Annotated in this window: 20 protein-coding genes; 1 reads left to right on the forward strand and 19 read right to left on the reverse strand. The window is 50.4% G+C overall.

The window, feature by feature from the left end; genetic code table 11:
• Positions 1 to 11: 11 nt before the first annotated feature.
• Genes GT003_RS29660 through GT003_RS29670 form a run of 3 tightly spaced genes read right to left on the reverse strand, consistent with a single transcriptional unit; the run spans position 12 to position 4,431 of the window.
• A complete protein-coding gene (locus GT003_RS29660) occupies positions 12 to 728 on the reverse strand; it encodes an IspD/TarI family cytidylyltransferase (RefSeq protein WP_161704849.1) in 717 nt (238 codons plus the stop codon).
• A complete protein-coding gene (locus GT003_RS29665; RefSeq protein ID WP_161704851.1) occupies positions 725 to 3,358 on the reverse strand; it encodes a hypothetical protein in 2,634 nt (877 codons plus the stop codon). Before GT003_RS29665 ends, GT003_RS29660 begins: the two co-directional genes overlap by 4 nt.
• Positions 3,355 to 4,431 (reverse strand): NAD-dependent epimerase/dehydratase family protein, encoded by a 1,077-nt coding sequence (locus GT003_RS29670; RefSeq protein ID WP_161704853.1) that lies wholly within the window; start codon positions 4,429 to 4,431, stop codon positions 3,355 to 3,357. The genes GT003_RS29665 and GT003_RS29670 overlap by 4 nt, the downstream gene beginning before the upstream one ends.
• A gap of 203 nt (positions 4,432 to 4,634) precedes the next feature.
• Here GT003_RS29670 and GT003_RS29675 point away from each other — a divergent pair, with 203 nt between their 5' ends.
• The gene (locus tag GT003_RS29675; protein ID WP_161704855.1) at positions 4,635 to 6,578 is read left to right on the forward strand and encodes a TPR domain-containing glycosyltransferase; all 1,944 of its coding nucleotides are present in this window, start codon (positions 4,635 to 4,637) and stop codon (positions 6,576 to 6,578) included.
• A gap of 82 nt (positions 6,579 to 6,660) precedes the next feature.
• Here GT003_RS29675 and GT003_RS29680 read toward each other — a convergent pair whose 3' ends face one another.
• From GT003_RS29680 to GT003_RS29755, 16 genes are all read right to left on the reverse strand, one after another.
• Positions 6,661 to 6,990, reverse strand: a complete 330-nt coding sequence (locus tag GT003_RS29680) for a hypothetical protein (protein WP_161704857.1) — start codon at positions 6,988 to 6,990, stop codon at positions 6,661 to 6,663.
• 9 nt (positions 6,991 to 6,999) lie between these two features.
• On the reverse strand, positions 7,000 to 7,377 hold the full coding sequence (gene fliS / locus GT003_RS29685) for a flagellar export chaperone FliS (protein WP_161704859.1): 378 nt from the start codon (positions 7,375 to 7,377) through the stop codon (positions 7,000 to 7,002).
• Positions 7,378 to 7,399: 22 nt separating this feature from the next.
• On the reverse strand, positions 7,400 to 8,905 hold the full coding sequence (gene fliD, locus GT003_RS29690) for a flagellar filament capping protein FliD (protein ID WP_161704861.1): 1,506 nt from the start codon (positions 8,903 to 8,905) through the stop codon (positions 7,400 to 7,402).
• A gap of 17 nt (positions 8,906 to 8,922) precedes the next feature.
• Entirely contained in the window at positions 8,923 to 9,321 is a 399-nt protein-coding gene (locus GT003_RS29695; protein ID WP_239565907.1) for a flagellar protein FlaG, read from the reverse strand.
• 77 nt (positions 9,322 to 9,398) lie between these two features.
• A complete protein-coding gene (locus GT003_RS29700; protein ID WP_161704863.1) occupies positions 9,399 to 10,505 on the reverse strand; it encodes a glycosyltransferase family 2 protein in 1,107 nt (368 codons plus the stop codon).
• Positions 10,506 to 10,588: 83 nt separating this feature from the next.
• Positions 10,589 to 11,371, reverse strand: a complete 783-nt coding sequence (locus tag GT003_RS29705) for a flagellin N-terminal helical domain-containing protein (RefSeq protein ID WP_161704865.1) — start codon at positions 11,369 to 11,371, stop codon at positions 10,589 to 10,591.
• 120 nt (positions 11,372 to 11,491) lie between these two features.
• Positions 11,492 to 11,740: a carbon storage regulator CsrA gene (csrA, locus tag GT003_RS29710; RefSeq protein ID WP_161704867.1), complete on the reverse strand. Its 249-nt coding sequence runs from the start codon at positions 11,738 to 11,740 to the stop codon at positions 11,492 to 11,494.
• Positions 11,734 to 12,189, reverse strand: coding sequence for a flagellar assembly protein FliW (gene fliW / locus GT003_RS29715; protein ID WP_161704869.1), 456 nt, complete (start codon positions 12,187 to 12,189; stop codon positions 11,734 to 11,736). Before fliW ends, csrA begins: the two co-directional genes overlap by 7 nt.
• Positions 12,190 to 12,294: 105 nt before the next feature.
• Positions 12,295 to 12,873, reverse strand: coding sequence for a DUF6470 family protein (locus tag GT003_RS29720; RefSeq protein ID WP_161704871.1), 579 nt, complete (start codon positions 12,871 to 12,873; stop codon positions 12,295 to 12,297).
• 1 nt (position 12,874) lies between these two features.
• A complete protein-coding gene (gene flgL / locus GT003_RS29725) occupies positions 12,875 to 13,783 on the reverse strand; it encodes a flagellar hook-associated protein FlgL (RefSeq protein ID WP_239565908.1) in 909 nt (302 codons plus the stop codon).
• 18 nt (positions 13,784 to 13,801) lie between these two features.
• On the reverse strand, positions 13,802 to 15,334 hold the full coding sequence (gene flgK, locus GT003_RS29730; RefSeq protein ID WP_161704874.1) for a flagellar hook-associated protein FlgK: 1,533 nt from the start codon (positions 15,332 to 15,334) through the stop codon (positions 13,802 to 13,804).
• Positions 15,335 to 15,352: 18 nt separating this feature from the next.
• Positions 15,353 to 15,853 carry a flagellar export chaperone FlgN gene (locus GT003_RS29735; RefSeq protein ID WP_161704876.1) on the reverse strand — a complete coding sequence of 167 codons (501 nt, stop codon included), beginning with the start codon at positions 15,851 to 15,853 and terminating at the stop codon, positions 15,353 to 15,355.
• 10 nt (positions 15,854 to 15,863) lie between these two features.
• Positions 15,864 to 16,142 (reverse strand): flagellar biosynthesis anti-sigma factor FlgM, encoded by a 279-nt coding sequence (flgM, locus tag GT003_RS29740; protein ID WP_161704878.1) that lies wholly within the window; start codon positions 16,140 to 16,142, stop codon positions 15,864 to 15,866.
• 157 nt (positions 16,143 to 16,299) lie between these two features.
• Positions 16,300 to 16,716 (reverse strand): TIGR03826 family flagellar region protein, encoded by a 417-nt coding sequence (locus GT003_RS29745; RefSeq protein WP_161704880.1) that lies wholly within the window; start codon positions 16,714 to 16,716, stop codon positions 16,300 to 16,302.
• Positions 16,717 to 16,890: 174 nt separating this feature from the next.
• The gene (locus GT003_RS29750; protein ID WP_161704882.1) at positions 16,891 to 17,616 is read right to left on the reverse strand and encodes a ComF family protein; all 726 of its coding nucleotides are present in this window, start codon (positions 17,614 to 17,616) and stop codon (positions 16,891 to 16,893) included.
• A gap of 103 nt (positions 17,617 to 17,719) precedes the next feature.
• On the reverse strand, positions 17,720 to 18,967 hold a 1,248-nt coding region (locus GT003_RS29755; RefSeq protein WP_161704884.1), incomplete at its 5' end, for a helicase-related protein.

The raw sequence follows: 18,967 nt of genomic DNA on the forward strand, positions 1-18,967 counted from the left end.
ATTGTCCCTTCTTAAATCCCTATGATCTGTTGATTCTCCAATGCCTCATGTAATGCACGGAAGATATAGTAGTCAGTCGGACTTGTAATCTTCATATTGTTTGCCGGACTCTTAACCATATGCATCTCTACCTGATAGATACTTAACATCTGAGCAGAATCAATGCATAGCAAGCCATCCTGATGCGATTGCTGATAATATTTCCAAATTAATTCAAATTGGAACGTTTGCGGTGCTTTGGCAACATACATGCTGGATCGAGGAGGAACGGCATCGATTCGATCGCCCGTATTGCTCTGAATCACGCTTTCAATTGCAGACTCAACCGTGATTGCGGTTCCGAACTCTCTCGCCTTTGCGATATTTTCGGAAATTAACTCTTCCGTTATCAACGGGCGCACCCCGTCGTGAATCAACACAATATCATTTGCTTGACAGACTTCGCTTAACGCTTCCAAGCCGTTGTAGATTGACTCGTGTCCTGTTCCGCCGCCTGGAATGATTTGTTTTACTTTACCGATCTCATACCGCCGCAATAACAACTTCAACTCATCGATCCAACTCTCCAGACAAACAATGACGATATTATCGATCTCCGAATGACGTTCAAAATGCTCCAACGTATACAACAGGATCGGTTTACCATGCAGTTCAAGAAACTGCTTCGGCTTCGCGCGAGAGTTCATTCGTTGGCCGGTGCCTCCTGCGAATATAAGGGCTGTATTCATCGCTTACCTCCAGTGGCAGTAAGTAGGCTCTGCTTATTGAATGTATGAATGGCTTGTCCAGCCGTTCCATCTAGATTACTTGTCATTTCACGGCAATGATTAAGCTGCTTTTCAACCCGTGGTCGAGTAAACGGGAATAGATTAAACCGTGTAATGTAATCCAAGAACGTATTCAAACCCACAAAATTATCCGTATATATAGCACTAAATACGTTCTGAACTTTCGATAACTGTTTGCTCGTTGCTGTAAATTTTAATTTCATAATCGTATCATAATCCTGATCCGCGAACGAAATGGATTGCAGCTTATGCTGATGATTCATCATATCCCACTGTAAAACCGCATTTCTTGTCAACGCGACAATAGTATTGTCATTCCGCTTAACATGGAGATAACCTAATTCCCTTGTTGCAGGCAGATCAAGTTCGCTTGCTTCGTGAATGCTGTGGTTATTTACATCAATTTTAAACGCTTTACCAGCCTCATTAGGAAATAACCAAACATATCCATGGGAATACACAAGTGCTCGATAATGAATCAAGCTTTCAGCTACCACATCATCCGAAAACACTATTTTTTGATATGTTTGTGTTTCACGTTTCCATTTCAAGACATAGTTGCCTTTTCTAGCTGCCAGCCAATAGTTTTCTCCATCGTAACAAACGCCAAAATAGCGTTCCTCTTGCTTTCCGATCTTATAAAATTGATAGGTTAACGTCTGCATGTCAAAGAACATAAGTTCATTCGACACATATAAATTGATGGCGATTTCAGAACCGACCACCTGCCCTCCAGGGCACAGCAGACCATCAAAATCGTACGTTTGTTGCCACTTCGGCCAATGAGGCGACTTTTTAGCTGCATACTCCACATGATTGACCCAATCGGAACAATAGGTCAATTCTCCGCTTTCTGTATCATAGCGTATAATCGCCGGATACATATGGGGCACGAAGAACAAATACTGCTGATAATGAACGACCCTATTGAAAAATTCGTTCTCGCCTGAGCGAAGCCACTTCAATCTCTCTTTATGATGAAACTCTAGCTTTCCAAACGCATGTTTAACCTTATCGTAGATCCCAATGTAATCTGCGTAATAGGGAGCAAAATACAGCTTCATATCCCGTTCCACGCAATCCAAATAGAGATATTGAACATTGTCCTCAGCAAAGATTCCCATATACTCCGCAATCATAGTACTCTTATCGACTCGGAACAATCCGTTAAAGTTATACGTTGACCCCCACAAGTATTCGCCATCGTCATGAACCGTGTTAAGAAGCACATTCCCGTCAGCCAACGTAGAGGATTCCAACCACTGTGCCATCATCGGCTTCCCCGTACACGCATAAAGCGCAATCATAGATCCCCCGTCGCCATAATACGCATCAGACAATGCAATCGCACGATGCAAGTCAGCCGAATCGTCAAAGATCCCGATCTGCTGCCGTTTGTAATCTTCAATAATTCGCTCGTATTCTTCTCGCAGATGCGGACGCATCGACTGATACGCGGACTTACTAAGGGGATGCGGGCGCCACAGAAGTACGACATCTTCCCGTCTCTTAAACACCTCGATCACGTCGCGTAACTTACTCAAAACCTTCTCGTTCCCTTCCAGCAGCGCAGCAAGCGACGTGTTGTACAGAATAACTTTCTTCTCTGTACCATCCGCACGCTCGATTAGTTTCCGCCACTCATCCGGAACATCGCAGTCCTCGCGCTTCGTGTTCACCACTTTATCGAACTTCGGCGACCCGAGCGCAACGATCTTCTCTTCCACGTTACCGAACATGCCTACGCATCGATTCTCCCGTTCGAATTGTTGAAGCACGCGAACGTAGGTCTGCCTGATCTTGTCCGATTGCACGATTACCCGATCGGCATACAAGACGCCCACGCATTTGCAGAAATGCTCATCCACATCGTCCATGCTCACGAAATACGGAACGTAGACAAGCATCTCCGTCAGGTCCTTGATTCGCTTGCTGAAGAAGTCGGGATGAACCATCGTCATTAAGTTACTGTCATCATAGGGGTTGATCGTGACGATAACGTCTGGCCGACGCTCCTCGATGTTATAACTCTGCCAATCCGTAATTGGCACATCGTCCGGGAATTGATTGCCCTCGTAATGCATCTGCCCGACTGCTCCGCCAGGCAGTCTGTCAAAGTAAGGAATCGGCACAACGTATGCGTCGCATTCCGGGTCTTCTTTCGCTGCAACCCAAATTGATTCGCAGCTATCCCACATACTGGCCTTATAGGGGAGAAACGCGATCTCGATCTTGCTCTGTTTAAGCTCGGTCTTTACACTACCCTCAATCTCTCTGAGCTGTTCCTGCAAGGCGTCGATATGTGGAGTATTATCTTCGCCTTTGTCGGCACCAACGCTTGCGTAATAGAGAATGTCGCAATACTTCTCCAGCAGGGACACAGTCCGAGTTCCCTCGCCTTCAAATTTATCGATATACTGACCGACATGAAGGGCGAAATCCTGACAATCGGCCAATAACCCAATGAACGCCCGCGTGTTCTGCTCAGCCTTTAGTCGCGCGAGCTCCCGTTGCGCTTCGCTTAACGTCTTGATGAGTTCCAGCACTTTCTCTTGATGGTACTTCCTCATTTCGTTACCCCCGGCTCTTCTAGCACATTCGAAGCTTCATACCAATCCTCGATCATTCGCTTGTACATCTCCGCAAGTCCGTACCGGGGCCTCCAGCCGAGCCGTCCTATCTTGTCCGAACTTAACCTCATCGTTACATCCGGGGCGTATCCGTGCTTAGCGGCATTGGAGGGCTTGTCCACTTTAAAAGCGACGCGGCCACCGCTCACATCCTTTGCAACCAGTTCTGCCATCTCCCGAATGGTCATGCTCGTCTCCGGGTTGGAGATGTTGTACGTCTCACCGTCTTCGCCTCTTAGCAATAACAGCATCAGACCACGAATCGCATCGCTAGCATAGCAATAATTGCCGCGAGATTTCCCTTCCGTGTGAAGCACAATATCCGTACCTGCTACTGAACTCCGAGCGAACTGCGCGAAAATTCGAGGGTCGTCATTCGGGAATCCTGCGCCAAAAGTTTGTGCCAAGCGAGCTACCTTGACCGGGATTCCGTATTGAGCGAAGGAACAGTTGCATAGACACTCGCACATACGCTTACTTTCCGGGTAGCTGCTTCTCGGGCTCTTAAGATTGATATAGCCAAGATCGTCCTCTTTTACCCAATCAAGTGATGGGTCCGTCAGTCCGTATACTTCCATTGAAGACAGATAAACCATACTCTTGGATTGCTTATTCTTTGCAAGCACCAATATGTTCTCCGTGCCACTTAATGCAGTTTCTATCACGCCAATCGGATTGCCCACCATATCGGCCGATCTCGTTACCGCTGCGCCATGAACGATATAGTCTACAGGCCCATCTATGTTCAAAGGATTTCGGATGTCGTGTTGTACAAATTCCACATGGTTCAGCTTGTCAAAAAGCGTCCTGGCCTTATCTTCGTTTCTGCCAAGCGCCAATATATGAAGACCGAGTCGGTGCCTCGTGTCCGCTGCAGATAATGCTTGAACTAGGAGTGCTCCGATTGCCCCTGTCGCACCCGTAACTAGAATGACGCTGTCTCGCAGATCTCCCCATGGAACGTTTGGATCCGCGACAATTCCGTCTAAATCATCATGCAATACTTGCGACAATCTGTTCACGCCCCTAAGTCTCGAAATATGCTGTCTATCTAGCATAGTTTACATTTATTATATCGGTTTCATCCTGCACAGACTTAAGGGCGTATTGCGGTGGTAATATTATCCTAAAACATAAATCATCCGCTCCGCCTAATATTCAAGTCTGAATATGACGAAGTATAGGTATAACCTCTTATGTTAGGTGGATTACATAAATGAACAACTTAGTTACCGCATGCTTAATTGTAAAAAACGAAGAAAGCGTGATTGACCGATGCTTAGCCAGTATCAAGGACGTTGCAGATGAAATCATCATTATCGATACCGGTTCGACGGATCGAACAAGAGAAATCGCCTCTGCCTATACAGAACATATCTACGATTTTGAATGGATTAACGACTTTTCCGCTGCTCGGAACGAGGGCATTCGGCGCGCTACTTCCCAATGGGTGTTTGTAATCGATGCGGACGAATATTTCCCTCCTGCGGAAGCTGTGAAGCTCCGCGAATTTTTGGAAAACGAACTCCCCGAAGCCGGCCTGGCTTACGCTTTGAGCGTCGTTAATTTGCTCGGGGAATCCGAACAAAACAGCACGTCAGTAAGTACTGCGGAGGTGCCCCGTCTATTTCCAAATAATCAGGGCATCTATTACACGCGGCCGATTCATGAACAACTACACTGCCAAGGCGGAACGGAGCTCCGTTTTCATTTGGCTCCCGGCTCCATGTATCATACCGGGTATTTGAAAGACACCGTTACCGTCAAAGACAAGCTCAACCGTAACGCGACTATTTTCAATGACCTGAAGAAAAGCGCCGGATTGACCGCCTACGACTACTTTACCATCGGCAACGAGAAAGCTATTCAAGGGGATCATCAAGGCGCCATTTATTATTACGACCGCAGCCTGCAAAAAGGAGCGCAGGAAGCCACGCATTCCTGGTACCCGCGTGCCGTCATTTCATTGATTCAAACCTACTTGGAACTTCACCGGTTTAACGATGCCTGGCAGTTAGTCGAAGGCAAGCTATCGGCATGGAATCATTATCCGGAATACAATTCATTAAAAGGATCGATTTACTACCAGATTGGATTGTATGACGAGGCCAAGACAGTCTATATGGAAGCCTACCGAACCGCGGAACGGCTTGCCGAGCGCACGCACGTGTTCTGGCTCCACAGTCCGAATTATGCATCCGGTTTTCCGCTTCGGATTCTGACTGAAATCGCTTCGTTTGAAGACGATACGGAGAAATCGATCTACTATTTGACCAAGCAGCTCATTCAAAATACCTATGATTTCGGGGCCATGAAGCAACTGATTACGCTTTTGTCGCTATTCCAATCGCCAGCGGACATCCAGAAGCTTTTGAAAGGCTTAAATCCCGCTGAAGATCGAAAATACGATATCTTTCTTCTAAAGACTTCGCTCGTGCTCGGGAAGGCGGAATTAGCCGTTTATGCCTACGAGAAGCTCGGCAGCGCAGCGAAAGAATTGAAATCGCTGGATGCCTTGAATTTTGCACTTCTGCATCAGAACCAAGAAGAATTCAAATCGCTGATTGAACGAAGGAATCGGAAAGAATCGTTGCAGTTCGAGGAACTCGTAACCATAGCGCTCGGTTCGCTCGTTTGGAGTGAAGATTATTTTGAAAGGCTTTCGATCGGTGAAGATCACGAGTCCTACGCGCACATACAAGTGTTCCAGCGCATCATTCATGGCAATGAAAGCGAACATAATATTCATATCTTTGAACTTCTGACCAAAACCTATCTCTATCAGTTTTACGAACTCTATGACCGACTCGTTAATGCATATGCCAACTCCGAGACCACGAATGCGCTGGCCAACTTTTTCTATGCCAACCATCAGCATGATCTAGCCATGAACTATTATTCCATTCTGCTTAAGAATAATGAATTAAACGCGGCCAGCCTGGAAAATTTGGCGATCTACCATCTCTATCACGACTACCTCGACGATGGACTCGAGTTCCTCCAAGCCGCAATCGCCTTGAAGCCGGAATCGCTTCGCAATTACACGCTTTATTTGCGTTACTGCAAAGAGCCGGCCCGGAAACGAGCGTTCATTCAAAGATACGGTGACAAATTAGCTTTTTACAAAAAAATACCCGCTCTCGCTCAGCTCCTAAAATAAAATACAATTATAACGAAACCCCCTGCATCAAACGGATGGATACGATCCGTTTAATGCAGGGGGTTTTCTGCAATTATCGTGTTTATTTGCGTTTGTCGAAGAAAAACCCGCCTTCGAACGCATCATTTTCATAAACTTGCTTTTGCATCTTGGAGGATTGAATCTTACTGATTCGCTCGGAAGCCTCTTCTTTCAGCTCCTGCATGCGTTTCAACATGCAACCGTCGAATTTCATGAGCTGTCGAATCAGCATCCGGTCGTTCTCATCCAAGACAGGAGTTTCCTGAAGATTCATCAAGGTACTCTCTCTTAACTCAACCAGTTGAACGAGGCGTTCGTACGGCACATCCGCAAGCAGGTCCATAATAGCGGCAGCCTCTTCGTGAAGTCTCTCTATCGCTGCATTGCCCATGATTCGCTCCTAGTTGCCGACAGCAACGGCTGTTTTCGAAATTTGTCTCCATGCTTCGCGCAGTTCCTGAAGATGGACAAGAGCTTCGTGAACCAGAGAAACGTCCTTCTTCAGATTCGCTTGGATTAAGTTATGCAGCACGTACTCATAAATCTGCGAAAGGCTCTGCGAGATTTCATAACTAAAATTCAACGAACCCATAAGTTCATGAACAATAGCCTCCGCCTTGCAAAGGAATGTATTGGCCACATCGTATCGTTTCTGTTCGATACCTTCAATACCTTGCTTTGAGAAGCGAATGGCTCCATCGTATAACATCAATACAAGTTGGATCGGCGTTGCGGTTTGTGCCGACAACTGCTGGTATTTTTGTTGAGGTGATAACATCCTACCGTATCCTCCTTATTGATTATGAATAGTTGGAAAATGCCATCGACTGGGAGCTGTACTTATTCATGGCTGTTTCCATCGCCGAGAACTGCGCATAGTATTGATCTTCTTTGCGTTTTAGATATGCGTCTTGATCAGTAATTTTCTTTGCAATGCTCCGCAATTGCTCGCCAACCGAGGAATTCACGATAAACGAGCTGTTCTTATCTGCACTGTACACCGAAGTACCGGCATTGGTAGATAACGATTGCAACGCAGTCAGTACCGTAGTGTTGATTTTGGAAAAAATACCGGAGTCCGTGCTGGTCGGGTTCTTCGGATCGGCGCCGGTTGCCGTGAATAACTTTGCGACGCCGTCCGGATTGGCCTCGATAGCCTCGCGCAACTTCTTCTCGTCGCCGATGACAAGTTTGCCGTAATCGGTCCACTGTCCGGTCGTGATGCCGATGGATTGCAGACTGATTTTGTTTCCTTTGCCATCGTCGAACCCTGTCACCATCATCGACCGCATGCTGCTGATCATGGAAGACAACGTAGAATCATTGCTTAGGAGACCGCTCTTGGCCTTAGATTCCCACAATTCCACCTGCTTATCGCTCATGGCGTCTTCCTCTTCTTGCGTCAACGGTTGGTACTTGCGATATACCGCTTCCTTCAGCTTGCCGTTCACCTGATCGAGAATGGCATTATAATCGGTGATGAACGACTTAATGGCATTTACGATTTTATCCGTATCGACGGATGACGAGATTACGGAAGCGCCTCCCGAACCCGACACGGACTTCAGCTGCATATTGGCGCCGTTAACCGTTACATTGTTCGTCGAGGAAGTCATCGCAAGCCCGTTCACGGTATATTTCGCGTCACTACCGGCAATTGTACTGGTTGCCGTCTGGGAGGCTCCGTCTACGCTAAGCGTCGCGTTTTTTTGAACGCTCGAGAAATCCCCGGTATTATTATTTGAAACCGACAGCTTCCCGCCCGCGTACATGACGGTCGCATTGGCACTCTTATCGGCATTTATCTTCGAGATCACGCTGCTGATCGTATCGCCCTTGGTGAAATTAAAATCCTTGCCGTTCACTGTCAGCTTGATCGCATCTGATGCGTTAACCCCTGGAACGTAAGTCCCACCGAACAGTTCCCCTAAGGCAGGGTCCGTGCTAGCTGCAGGTGGCGTCTTCGTATCGTAGACGTTCACCGCGGCTTGAGCAAGAGCGTTCACCGTTACCGAGAGATTGCCTTTGAACGTACTGTCCGTAGAAGTAACGGATACAGCCGACGTATTTCCGGTTACGTCCGCTTTCTTCGCCGTCAGAATGGAGTTCAAATTATAATTGCTCATTTTATTTTGGCGAAAGTCTACGAGCGACGTCGAGACGTCGCGATATGCCTCCTGCTTCCATTGAAGGGAGGTTTGTTGCTGAACCAGCTTGTCCTTCTTGCCTTGTTCCGCCTTCATCAAGGTTTTGACCATCGCGTCGACGTCCATGCCCGAAGAAAGCCCCGTAATCCGTACCGTCATGCCGTTCCCTCCTTAAATTAAATCCTGTGATCGACCAAGATCCCCGCAATCTCCATAAGCTTAGCCGCTACGTCCAATGTTTTCTCCGGCGGAATCTCGCGAATCAAATCCCCCGTATCTTTATCCATGACTTTAATCATAATGGTATTGGTTTCTTTATGTACCGATAGATGAAGGCTTGTCTTGGGCCCTTCCATGGCTTTAATGGCCTTATCGAGCATCTTGATCTTCTGTTCGTCGCCTGCCGAAATCTTTGCGCCGCGAAGCTCTGCCAGCTGCATGCTCTCCGTTGTATTAATCAAGGAACTGACCCCCTGATCACCGGACTGCGCTGCGCTATCGGGACTTTGCGTGCCCAGGCTCAAATCAGAAGAAATAAATTTACTTGAGTTAACCGAAGATACATTCATTGACATAGCTGCATGCTCCCCCCGACATTTCGTTCTTATTCTATTTATCGGTATAAGCCGCCATTTACTTAATATGACATCGGTTATACGCCCAGATTTGTCAACCTGATTTTTGCTTTCTCATAGCCCAGATTTGTCAACCTGATTTTTGCTTTCTCATAGCCCAGATTCGTCGCCCGTTTTAAACAATGCACCGCTTCGCCCATTCTTCCGAACGTTTCGTAATACATGGCCAAATTGTATAGTGCCAGATAGGAACCTGTACCGGAGACCGTGTCATACCGATCCGACTCTCCGATAGCGATGCTTCTCTTATAAGAAGCTTCTATTTCCGGCAAGAAGGTCATGTATTGACCGGGATCGCTCATCACGAGGTCTAAATAAAAAATGCCGCATGCAAAATGGTAATCCGGGAAGGTCGCAAGCCAACCGTAGTTCTTTTGAATAAGCTTCAATGCCTCGGTATATCGTTTGATTTCCTTTAAGGCATATATATAATGAACCGCCACGTTAGGCGCATATCTTTCCTCGCCGTTCAGCAGGTTAAGTGCTTTTTCGAAATATTCGCTAGCCTGCTGCAACTCTTGAAGGCCTTGATACTCTCTTCCCAATTGAAAATAAATATAACTATTATTCGGGTTATTCTTTAACTCCGCCAACAATAATGGAATATTTCGTTCCGACTTGCTGCGACACAAATAGCCGTCATGAAGCACGGTAATCGGTACGTTCATCCGCGGCAAATCGGATTTTGCCTGTTCATGGATACGTCCCTCAAACCGAACTCCGGCCGGGAGCAGGCGCGTAATGTAACCTCGTGCTTCATTTTGCTCGCCTTGCTCCGATGTCAGGCTGACGATCGTAATTCGGCCTAAGCATGCTTGTTCACTCAGTGTTTGTATAAGAATCGTTCTGTCCATCGCCGTAATATATTCATCGGCATCCAGCACCAAATTCCATGTCGACGTCGATTGGTCCAACGCATAATTACGAGCAGCCGCGAAATCATCACCCCATGCATAATCGAAAATTCGAGCACCGAAGCGTTCCGCGATCTGTTTTGTTTTATCCGTCGAACCCGTGTCCACGATGATGATTTCCTCTACATGTTGGACGGCGCTCTCCAAGCAACGGGCCAAAGTCGCTTCCTCATTACGCACGATCATGACGAGAGCTATGCTGCTATTCATCCATAAACCACCTCGTAATAAATTGAAAAGAGGCCTTAGATAAGCATCTAAGACCTCTTCTGCTTCTACTGATGAACCGTCGATTAACGGAGCAACGACAGTACGCCTTGCGGCGCGGAGTTGGCTTGTGCCAGCATCGATTGCGAAGCTTGCAGCAAGATGTTGTTTTTTGTCAGGTTGACCATTTCCTTCGCCATATCGGTATCGCGGATACGGGATTCGGAAGCCGTCAGGTTCTCAGTCGTCGTGCCCAAGTTGTTGGACGTGTACTCGAGACGGTTTTGGATCGCACCCAGTTTACCACGCTCGGAAGCAACAGCCGTGATAGCAGCGTTAACCGCCGACAGACCGGCAGCATCAGCAGTGTACGATACGCCGGTTCCAGTGAAGGAAGAAGTCGTGATCGAACCGATCGAGATAACCGTACCTTTGTCGTCCGTAACGATCGATGCGCCGGCAGTAATGTTGATGCCGTTGAACGTCGTGTTCGTAACGATGTTGCTGATTTGGGAAGTCAAAGCAGTCATCTCAGCCGAGATGTTAGCTTGGTCAGCCGATTGGTACGTACCGTTCATACCTTGAACAGTCAACTCTTTCATACGGCTAAGCATTGCGGATACTTCGTTCAAAGCACCCTCAGCCGTTTGTACGAACGAGATTCCGTCTTGCGTGTTGCGTTGAGCTTGCTCAAGACCACGGATTTGACCGCGCATGTTTTCGGAGATCGAAAGACCTGCAGCGTCGTCGGCAGCGCGGTTGATGCGAAGACCGGAGGAGAGTTTCTCCATGTTTTTGGAAGCAGCCGTGTTGTTCAGGCCCATGTTGCGGTGCGTGTTAAGCGCACTGATGTTGTGATTGATAATCATGAGTAAGTTCCTCCCTGAGATAAATAATAGCCCGCATCCTTGCGGTAAAGTTGAAGAAAGGTCGGCCGCCCTTAATCAACTCTACTATTTATATCGGCGGGAAAATCTAATTATTTAGTACTATTTTCTAGTTTCTTTATTTTTAATTTCCTTGTATCGTATCTGCAGGCTTTGAAGGGCATCAAGCGAATGAAGCGCGTCTTTATTCGTCGTTGCGGTCGCCGCGAACAACTCTTTACGTAGAATGCCGATCTCCTTCGGAGCGGAGATGCCCAGCTTGACGCCATCGGGCGTGACCTCTAGTACCGTCAGCTCGATATCGTTGCCGATCATGATCGTTTCGCCTTTCTTGCGGCTGAGCACTAGCATGGAGTCTCCTCCTCTTCTGCGCCGGCCTTGGATTGGAACAGCAGATGCTTCGTGCGATACGATGCATCCTGCAGAATGACTTGAATGCCCGCTCGCGTCGCGCCGCTCCAAACGATCGGGGCCGCGAGATTTACCGTCGCTTCTTCGATGTCGTCTTTTACCGTTACGATATTAAGCACGCGTACATCTTCCCGGGCAGGATGACCCAGCTCATGCAGCGCATCCGCGCTCAGTTCAAACTCGTATGAGGGGAAGAATTCGAAAGGCGATACCAGCACGAACGACAAGCTTCCTTCTTCCACCGACTGAAGGAAATAAAACGGGCTGTCCTCTACTGAAATGAGCGTATAGGGCTTGTATTCCGGAAATCCGGGGATTCCTTGCGGGAATTGAATAATTTCATTGTCTTCGATCTCCAACTGCCCAAATCGGCTTGTTTGAATAATCATCGTGTCAGCACCTCGTCTTCATAGCCATAGCCATTTAAATTAGGAAAAGCTAAAAAGCTATAGCATGCACGATGCTATAGCTTCCATGAGATATCATAGTTTCAATTATACCATTAAATCGACGATCGGCGGCGGCGTAACCGTCACCTTCGGGTATTGTTCCATCGTATAGCGGACCTTGCCCGGCGTAAATTGAATGTCCGGTTCTTGGTGAGGCTGCACGTCGATATGAACCTTCCACGGCTTTGTCTCGATATCGGGCTTTCGAACGTCGAACTGGACCCGGGTATTCATCCTGGAGGGCGAACCATAGACCGGCAGAGCGGGCCGATCCCTTGTAATCTCGGCATACGCCAGATTCGGAATCGGATTCTCTTTGTTGTGGGCCAGATCCGCGATGTTCCTCCACTTCGCATTCACGGACTGAATATGCTGCTGAACATAACTCGTCGTCTGCGAAACCAACCGCTGGGCCAGTTGCTCCGGTTTGGGGCCGATAATGGCATCCCAAGTCGCGCTCTGATCGATGCTCATGACCGGACGATAAGACTGAATCTCGATTGGCGGCCGATCCGTGCTGACCTGCACTTCGGCTCGCGGCGAATGGATCGTCCTCGTGCCCCATTCCGTCTGAATGCCCAGCACGGCGCGCTGGCTCGTGATTTGCAGCTGCGGCAGTCTCATCTTAATTCAGGAAGTTTACGAGAGAAGGCGTAATGATCTTGGACCCTACGGACAATGAAGCCTGATAAATATTCTGGCTCACCGAGGAGTCGATATAAAGCTGATCCATGTCCGCATCTTCCGTTTTGGACTGCAGCGAGGTCAGATCGACTTCCATCTGTTCCATTCGGTTTTGCATCAGCTCTGCACGGTTGGTTTTCGCGCCGTTCTCGGAGCGCGCGGAGATGATTTGGTTCATCCGCGACTTCACGTTATCGATCTCCGCCGATACCGCCCCGTAATTGCTGGACTGCAGGGCAGAGGACAAACGATCGAAGATCGAGAATACGTTATCGGTCGTACCAGCGGCGTCAGCAGCCCCGAACACTTGGTTAGCCGTCAGGTTGACGTCCATCGTGATGCCTTGGCCGATTTCATAAGTAACTCCGCCATTGTCCGCCGTTACTGTCTTAGGATCCGTGCCATCCGGAAACGGCGGCTGATCGAACATTTGCCCACTGAATACGTATTTGCCGTTGAAGCTGCTGTTGCCGATATCCGACATCTGTTTCTTCAATTCCGTAATCTCTTTATTGATCGCCTCGAGAGATTCCGGCGTATTCGTCCCCGTACCCGCTTGCACGGCAAGGTCGTTCACGCGCTGCAGCACCTGTGTAGCTTGATCCAGCTGCGAGTCATAAAAATCGAGCCAAGACAGCGACGAAGCGACGTTGTCCTGGTATTGGTCATTAGCCGTCAGGTCGGAGCGGTAACGCAGGCCGTACGTCAATCCGACAGGGTCATCGGATGGTTTATTGATCTTCCGCCCCGTCGAGATTTGATCCTGCTGGATCGCCATTTTACGCATATTCGCATTCAAGTTCTGAATCAGTCTGGAGCTCGTCATATTTTGGGTTACGCGCATTGACATTTCTCTTACCTCCTAGACTTACCGGCCTACGGTTCCGGTGCTGTTGATCAATTTATCCAATGTCTCGTCAATAACGGTCATAAACCGCGCCGCGGCATTGTATGCATTCTGAAAAACGATCATGTTCGACATCTCTTCGTCGAGCGAGACGCCGCTTACGGATTGCCGGCTGCTCTCGGCCTGCGTCATCATCGTCGTCGCGTTCTCGTACTGACGATTGGCTTCCTGCGCTTGTATGCCGATGGCTCCGACCATGGAATTATAAAACGTCCCCATCGTCGTGCTGGTAACGGGTCCACCGGTAGCGGTTTCATCGAACGAGAACTTGCCGTCCTTCATCTGTGAAATCAACAGTGCCAGCGCATTGTTGCCCTTCACGACGGAGACGCCGGAACCGGTCGTTTCCGTGCGCATCGATACCGCGATCTTGTTGCTGTCCGTCACGATCGCCGGATTCAAGCGAATGCTGCCCGCCGTTATTCCCGCAGCGCCCGAAGTCGTATCGAAGGTGAAGAAATCATCCCCTCGCGTGGCGCCCGCTTCGTTCGTAAAGCCAAGCTTATGCAGGCCGTTGATGCCGTTGACGGTTACGACCTGATCATTGGTAAGCGTCACGCCGTTGTACATCGCGCCTTTTGGGATGGTCACCTGAATTTCGCCTTCGGCGAGCGTCTTGGCGATGGTATCCAGCTGATCTTGGTAGCCCTTCACGTATACGTCCCGGGAGGTAATCAGCCCGTAAAATTCGCCGTTGTTCAGATCGCCGGACGAATAGGCGCCTTCCACCGATGCAGCCGTCAGATCCGTTACCTGCGTTCCTTGAACCAGCGGCGTGCCGCCCATGGATATGTTATAACCGTCCGTGGACTCGGACACGTTGACGTTCATCATTTTGGACAGCTGATCGGAATAAAGATCACGCTGGTCCCTCAGATCGTTGGCGCTGTCGCCGAGCGACTCGATGCGCTTGATCTGGGCGTTCAAGTCTCCGATGGAATGAAGGAGCACATTCGCCTGCTGTACTTTCGTGTCGATCGATCCCGTCAAGTCGTCGCTGATGCTTTGCAGCTGCTTGCTGGTCTGGTTAAACGAATCGACGAGCGCAAGCGAGGTTTGCTTGACGATTTCGCGGTTCGTCGTATTCTCGGGGTCTTTGCTGAGATCGGACCATGCCGTCCAGAATCGGTCCAATACCGTGCGGATGCCCGTATCGGAAGGCTCGTTCACCACCGCCTCGAGTTTGCCCAGCGTATCGGAACGGACTTCCCAGTTGCCCACGTATTTGTTCTCGTCGCGATACTGCACGTCAAGGAAAGAGCTGCGAATGCGGTTGATCGCGACAGCCTCCACGCCCGTGCCGATCTGACCCGCCGCTGTCGAGTGAGACATGCCGAAGGCTTCAATCGGCCTGCTTGCCCGCAAATCGATTCTTTGCCGCGAGTACCCTTCCGTGTTGGCATTCGCGATATTATGGCCGAGCGTGCCTAAACCGCTGCGCGTCGCGAACAAGCTGCGCTTTGCCGTCTCGATGCTATGAAATGTCGATGCCATTCCGGCAGCCTCCCTCAATCATCTTCTTTGGTCGTATCGTGCTTGCGAGGATTTACCGTACGCGTTACTCTGCGGATGCTGGTAAGTATAATCATTGGTCGGATCCTCGCTTAATAAATCGATCGAGTAATCAATAAACTTCAAGGAGTGCTCGATAAGCTGTTGATTAAGCAGGGTGACATGCTTCAACTCATCAAGCGTTCTCGTAAGGTCCGTATGAAGCTGGGTCAAGCGCGCTTTATCCTGGGAAGACGTCACCGTACGAATCATCTCGCTGATCTTGCCGCCCTTATAACGAAGCATGCCGATCCCCGTGAAATACTGTCCCGAGAGTCTCATGCGCTGCTGCTCCAGCTCTTCGGCCGTCTTCAACAGCTTCCGTTCCTTCGCAATGACGGCATTCAGCGAATCTACTTGATTATGAACGAGATAAGGGGTTTTCTCATTCGCCAAGGCAAGCAGCTGATCGTAAATAGCCGCTTGCTCCTCCAACGTGGCGATAATGGTTTCGACGTTCACGAAAACTCACCTATTCTTGTTTAGAATTTTTAAAATACGGCAGCAGCTTCTCTGCGATCTTGCCCGATTCCACATGATAGGTTCCGGAGCCGACGGAAGACTTAAGATCGTCGATGCGCTTGGCCCGTTCCGGGTCGTTGACGCGGCTGTCGGACAACAGCCCCTGCGCTTCGGCGGAAATCTGAACCTCGTCCGTTTTGCGCTTGCGGCTCAAGCCCGCGGTTTGCTGATCATTTTGCTTCTGGTACGGATTCACGGCATTGATCCGCTGTGTATGATTGATCTTCACGTTAACACCTCCAACAATTCAAAAAACCGATTCGCCATTACAACTATTATCGGCAGTTTCATGGATTTATTTATAGTCAATGTTTGTCAGACAAAAAAGCCCGCAAAGAGATTCGCTAAGATTCTCCTCACCGGGCGGAACGGCCGTATATCGCGTGCTAGTAACGCTTTCGATCCATAATACGATAGACGGACGCGGCGGAAGTCGGCGCTTTGTCTTCGTTTTCCTTCGCGGCTATGTCCGGCCGCACTTTATTCACTTCGTGCAGCAGCTTCGCCCTGCAGCTCTCGCACTGGTTATGCTCGCGAATCAGCGTGCCGCACATTTCGCACGGGTACATGAGGTTCGGCGCTCCCATCAACGAGATCCGGCCTTCTTTGATAAACTTCGTGATTTGCTTGATGCTTACGTCCGTCGCTTCGGACAACTCGGTAATGTTGGCGCTTTTTTGTTTACGGAGATAGTCCGAGCACAGCGCGTATTCATTATCGATCGCTTTGATGCAGGCCGGACAAACGTCTCGGAAGTTCTTGGCGAACAATTTCCCGCAGCGCGGGCAGTTATCGAGATTCATCGGTCTATGCTCCCTTCCAAGGTAGCGAATTGTGACTTCATATTAACGCAATAGAAGACAAAATTCATCTTATTTTTTTACCATGTATCGGGAAGGGTAACATTCGTGCGCGCTCGCAGGGTCTCAGCTTGGCAGCGAGTCTCCGCGAATCCCAGTCGGGCTATGTATAAATCGCTAGGATCGCGCCAAGGTTAAGCAATAGATTTCAAGCGTTGCGCCCAGGGACGACTGCCTCATAGCGGTTGCGAGCGCATCGGCGCAAGCATGCACCGTGCTCCCGGTCGTATAGATATCGTCTATGAGAAGCAGGCGGCAATGACTCGTCGGCGGGATCGCGGAAGATGAGCGAACTTGTACATGATGAATCAGACTGTCCCATGCCTGTCCGTCGGTCGTGAATAAATTCCGCGTATCGCGCAGCCGATCGCCGCGTGATTTGATACTCTGCTTACCGCTGTGGCGCGTGCGCCGCAGAACGTCGTGGAGCGTCAGCTGTTCGGAAGCGGCCAACCGCGCGGCAAGCCGCTCCGCTTGGTTAAAGCCCCGCTCGAGAAGCCGCGGCTCACTGACCGGCACGGGGATAACGGCGTCAAAACGCAGCGGTGCAGCATCCGGGGCTTGCCGGGCATACTCGGCTTGCAGCCCGCGATAAGCGGCTGTGAGCATCTCGCCGAGCAAAGGCTCGAGCGCTTCATGTCCATGGTATTTATACAAGGCCAGCCATTCCCGAATGATAGCGTCGTAGCGCACTGCCGAGCGATTGACGATAATGGCGGCATGCGTACGTCGAACGCAGTCGGGACAATTCGCCGGACGGCCGCAGACCGGGCAGTGCACGCGGACAATCCACGGTATGCTTCGATAGCAGGCATGGCATAGGGAAGCAAAGCCGCCCTGCATGCTGGCATCTCGACGGCCGCCGCATATGAGGCATGATCCGCCGCCTGAGGCGAGCAAGGAAGTAATCCTTGGCACCGCCTGCCGAAGCGCTCGCCATATCGGGTTATCGTTTGAAGGCATTGACCTTATCACCTTCTTTCCGTTCATTGCCGATCAAATACCCTTTGCGTTTGGCCATCCGGTTCATAGACCGAATTTGGGCAATAGCAGATTGTTGAGCACGAGTACGTGCCGAGGCACAGAAGTACGCTCTACCCGCGGGATCGTCCTTGGATCTGCCTGCCCGCCCGGCCATCTGAATCAGCGATGCCTCATCGAACAGCTTGCCGTCTGCGTCGAGTATAAACACATCGCTCTTCGGAACGGTGACGCCCCGTTCAAGAATGGTCGTGGTGACAAGCAGACGGATGGTCCGCTCCCGAAATTGTTGGACTTTCCGGGCACGTTCAGGGTCCTGCGAGGACGTACCTTCGATTGCGACGCCCGGAAACCTGCTCCTCAGCATGGCGGCAAGCGGCTCGACGTTGCGGATGTGCTGCACGAATACGAAGAGCTGCGCGCCGCGGTCCAGGGACTGTCGCAAAGCCGCGACCAGGCTGCGCGGAAGGCTCTGCTGCTTCAGCAGCTTATGCACGGGAGGTATCCGGAGCAAAGTTGGAACGGGCAGCGGGTGGCGGTGGAAACGAACCGGGACGCGCACATGCGCTAGTCGGCCGAACCTGGCCTCCATTCGCAGCGCCGCCGGCGGTGTCGCGGAGAGCAAGACGTGGGCACCGCTTGGCGAGCGTACATTCTCCGCCGCATAATGGAGCATTGGATCGCCGTGATAAGGAAAAGCATCAATTTCGTCAACGACGACAAGATCGAACCCTTCGCGAAAACGAAAAAGCTGATGCGTCGTCGCGAGCGTAATTTCTCCCTGCTCCCAGCGCTGCTCGCTGCCGCCATAAAGGGTAACGACACCCGCTTCCGGAAATGCCTTGCGAATACGCGGGTCCAATTCCAGCACGACGTCCCTTCTCGGCGTGGCAATAAGCGCTCGGCCGCCGCGGGCGAGGCACGACTCGATGAGCGGAAAAATCATTTCGGTCTTGCCCGCGCCGGTAACGGCCCATAAGAGAAATCTGCGGCGGGCCGATGGTTTGTGCGTGGGCGGAGCATTCAGGTAAGCCAGCGCGGCCTCGGTTGCCGCGGTTTGGGCGGGGCTAAGGCTCCAGCGGGCGAGGGCGGCTGCGCCGGTGGCGGCTGCGCCCGTGGCCGCTGCGCCCGTGGCGGTTGCGCCGGTGGCTGCTGCGCCGGTGGCCGCTGCGCCGGTGGCCGCTGCGCCCGTGGCCGCTGCGCCCGTGGCCGC

The sequence above is a fragment of the Paenibacillus sacheonensis genome, assembly GCF_009909195.1.
In the GTDB taxonomy this organism is placed as follows: Bacteria; Bacillota; Bacilli; order Paenibacillales; family Paenibacillaceae; genus Paenibacillus_Z; species Paenibacillus_Z sacheonensis.

What these genes read in the sequence shown, in the direction of transcription:
- GT003_RS29660 (WP_161704849.1), bottom strand. Translation starts at nt 728, where the DNA reads ATGAATACAGCCCTTATATTCGCAGGAGGCACCGGCCAACGAATGAAC.
- GT003_RS29665 (WP_161704851.1), bottom strand. Translation starts at nt 3,358, where the DNA reads ATGAGGAAGTACCATCAAGAGAAAGTGCTGGAACTCATCAAGACGTTA.
- GT003_RS29675 (WP_161704855.1), top strand. Translation starts at nt 4,635, where the DNA reads ATGAACAACTTAGTTACCGCATGCTTAATTGTAAAAAACGAAGAAAGC.
- GT003_RS29680 (WP_161704857.1), bottom strand. Translation starts at nt 6,990, where the DNA reads ATGGGCAATGCAGCGATAGAGAGACTTCACGAAGAGGCTGCCGCTATT.
- fliS (WP_161704859.1), bottom strand. Translation starts at nt 7,377, where the DNA reads ATGTTATCACCTCAACAAAAATACCAGCAGTTGTCGGCACAAACCGCA.
- fliD (WP_161704861.1), bottom strand. Translation starts at nt 8,905, where the DNA reads ATGACGGTACGGATTACGGGGCTTTCTTCGGGCATGGACGTCGACGCG.
- GT003_RS29695 (WP_239565907.1), bottom strand. Translation starts at nt 9,321, where the DNA reads ATGTCAATGAATGTATCTTCGGTTAACTCAAGTAAATTTATTTCTTCT.
- GT003_RS29700 (WP_161704863.1), bottom strand. Translation starts at nt 10,505, where the DNA reads ATGAATAGCAGCATAGCTCTCGTCATGATCGTGCGTAATGAGGAAGCG.
- GT003_RS29705 (WP_161704865.1), bottom strand. Translation starts at nt 11,371, where the DNA reads ATGATTATCAATCACAACATCAGTGCGCTTAACACGCACCGCAACATG.
- csrA (WP_161704867.1), bottom strand. Translation starts at nt 11,740, where the DNA reads ATGCTAGTGCTCAGCCGCAAGAAAGGCGAAACGATCATGATCGGCAAC.
- fliW (WP_161704869.1), bottom strand. Translation starts at nt 12,189, where the DNA reads ATGATTATTCAAACAAGCCGATTTGGGCAGTTGGAGATCGAAGACAAT.
- GT003_RS29720 (WP_161704871.1), bottom strand. Translation starts at nt 12,873, where the DNA reads ATGAGACTGCCGCAGCTGCAAATCACGAGCCAGCGCGCCGTGCTGGGC.
- flgL (WP_239565908.1), bottom strand. Translation starts at nt 13,783, where the DNA reads ATGTCAATGCGCGTAACCCAAAATATGACGAGCTCCAGACTGATTCAG.
- flgK (WP_161704874.1), bottom strand. Translation starts at nt 15,334, where the DNA reads ATGGCATCGACATTTCATAGCATCGAGACGGCAAAGCGCAGCTTGTTC.
- GT003_RS29745 (WP_161704880.1), bottom strand. Translation starts at nt 16,716, where the DNA reads ATGAATCTCGATAACTGCCCGCGCTGCGGGAAATTGTTCGCCAAGAAC.
- GT003_RS29750 (WP_161704882.1), bottom strand. Translation starts at nt 17,616, where the DNA reads ATGCAGGGCGGCTTTGCTTCCCTATGCCATGCCTGCTATCGAAGCATA.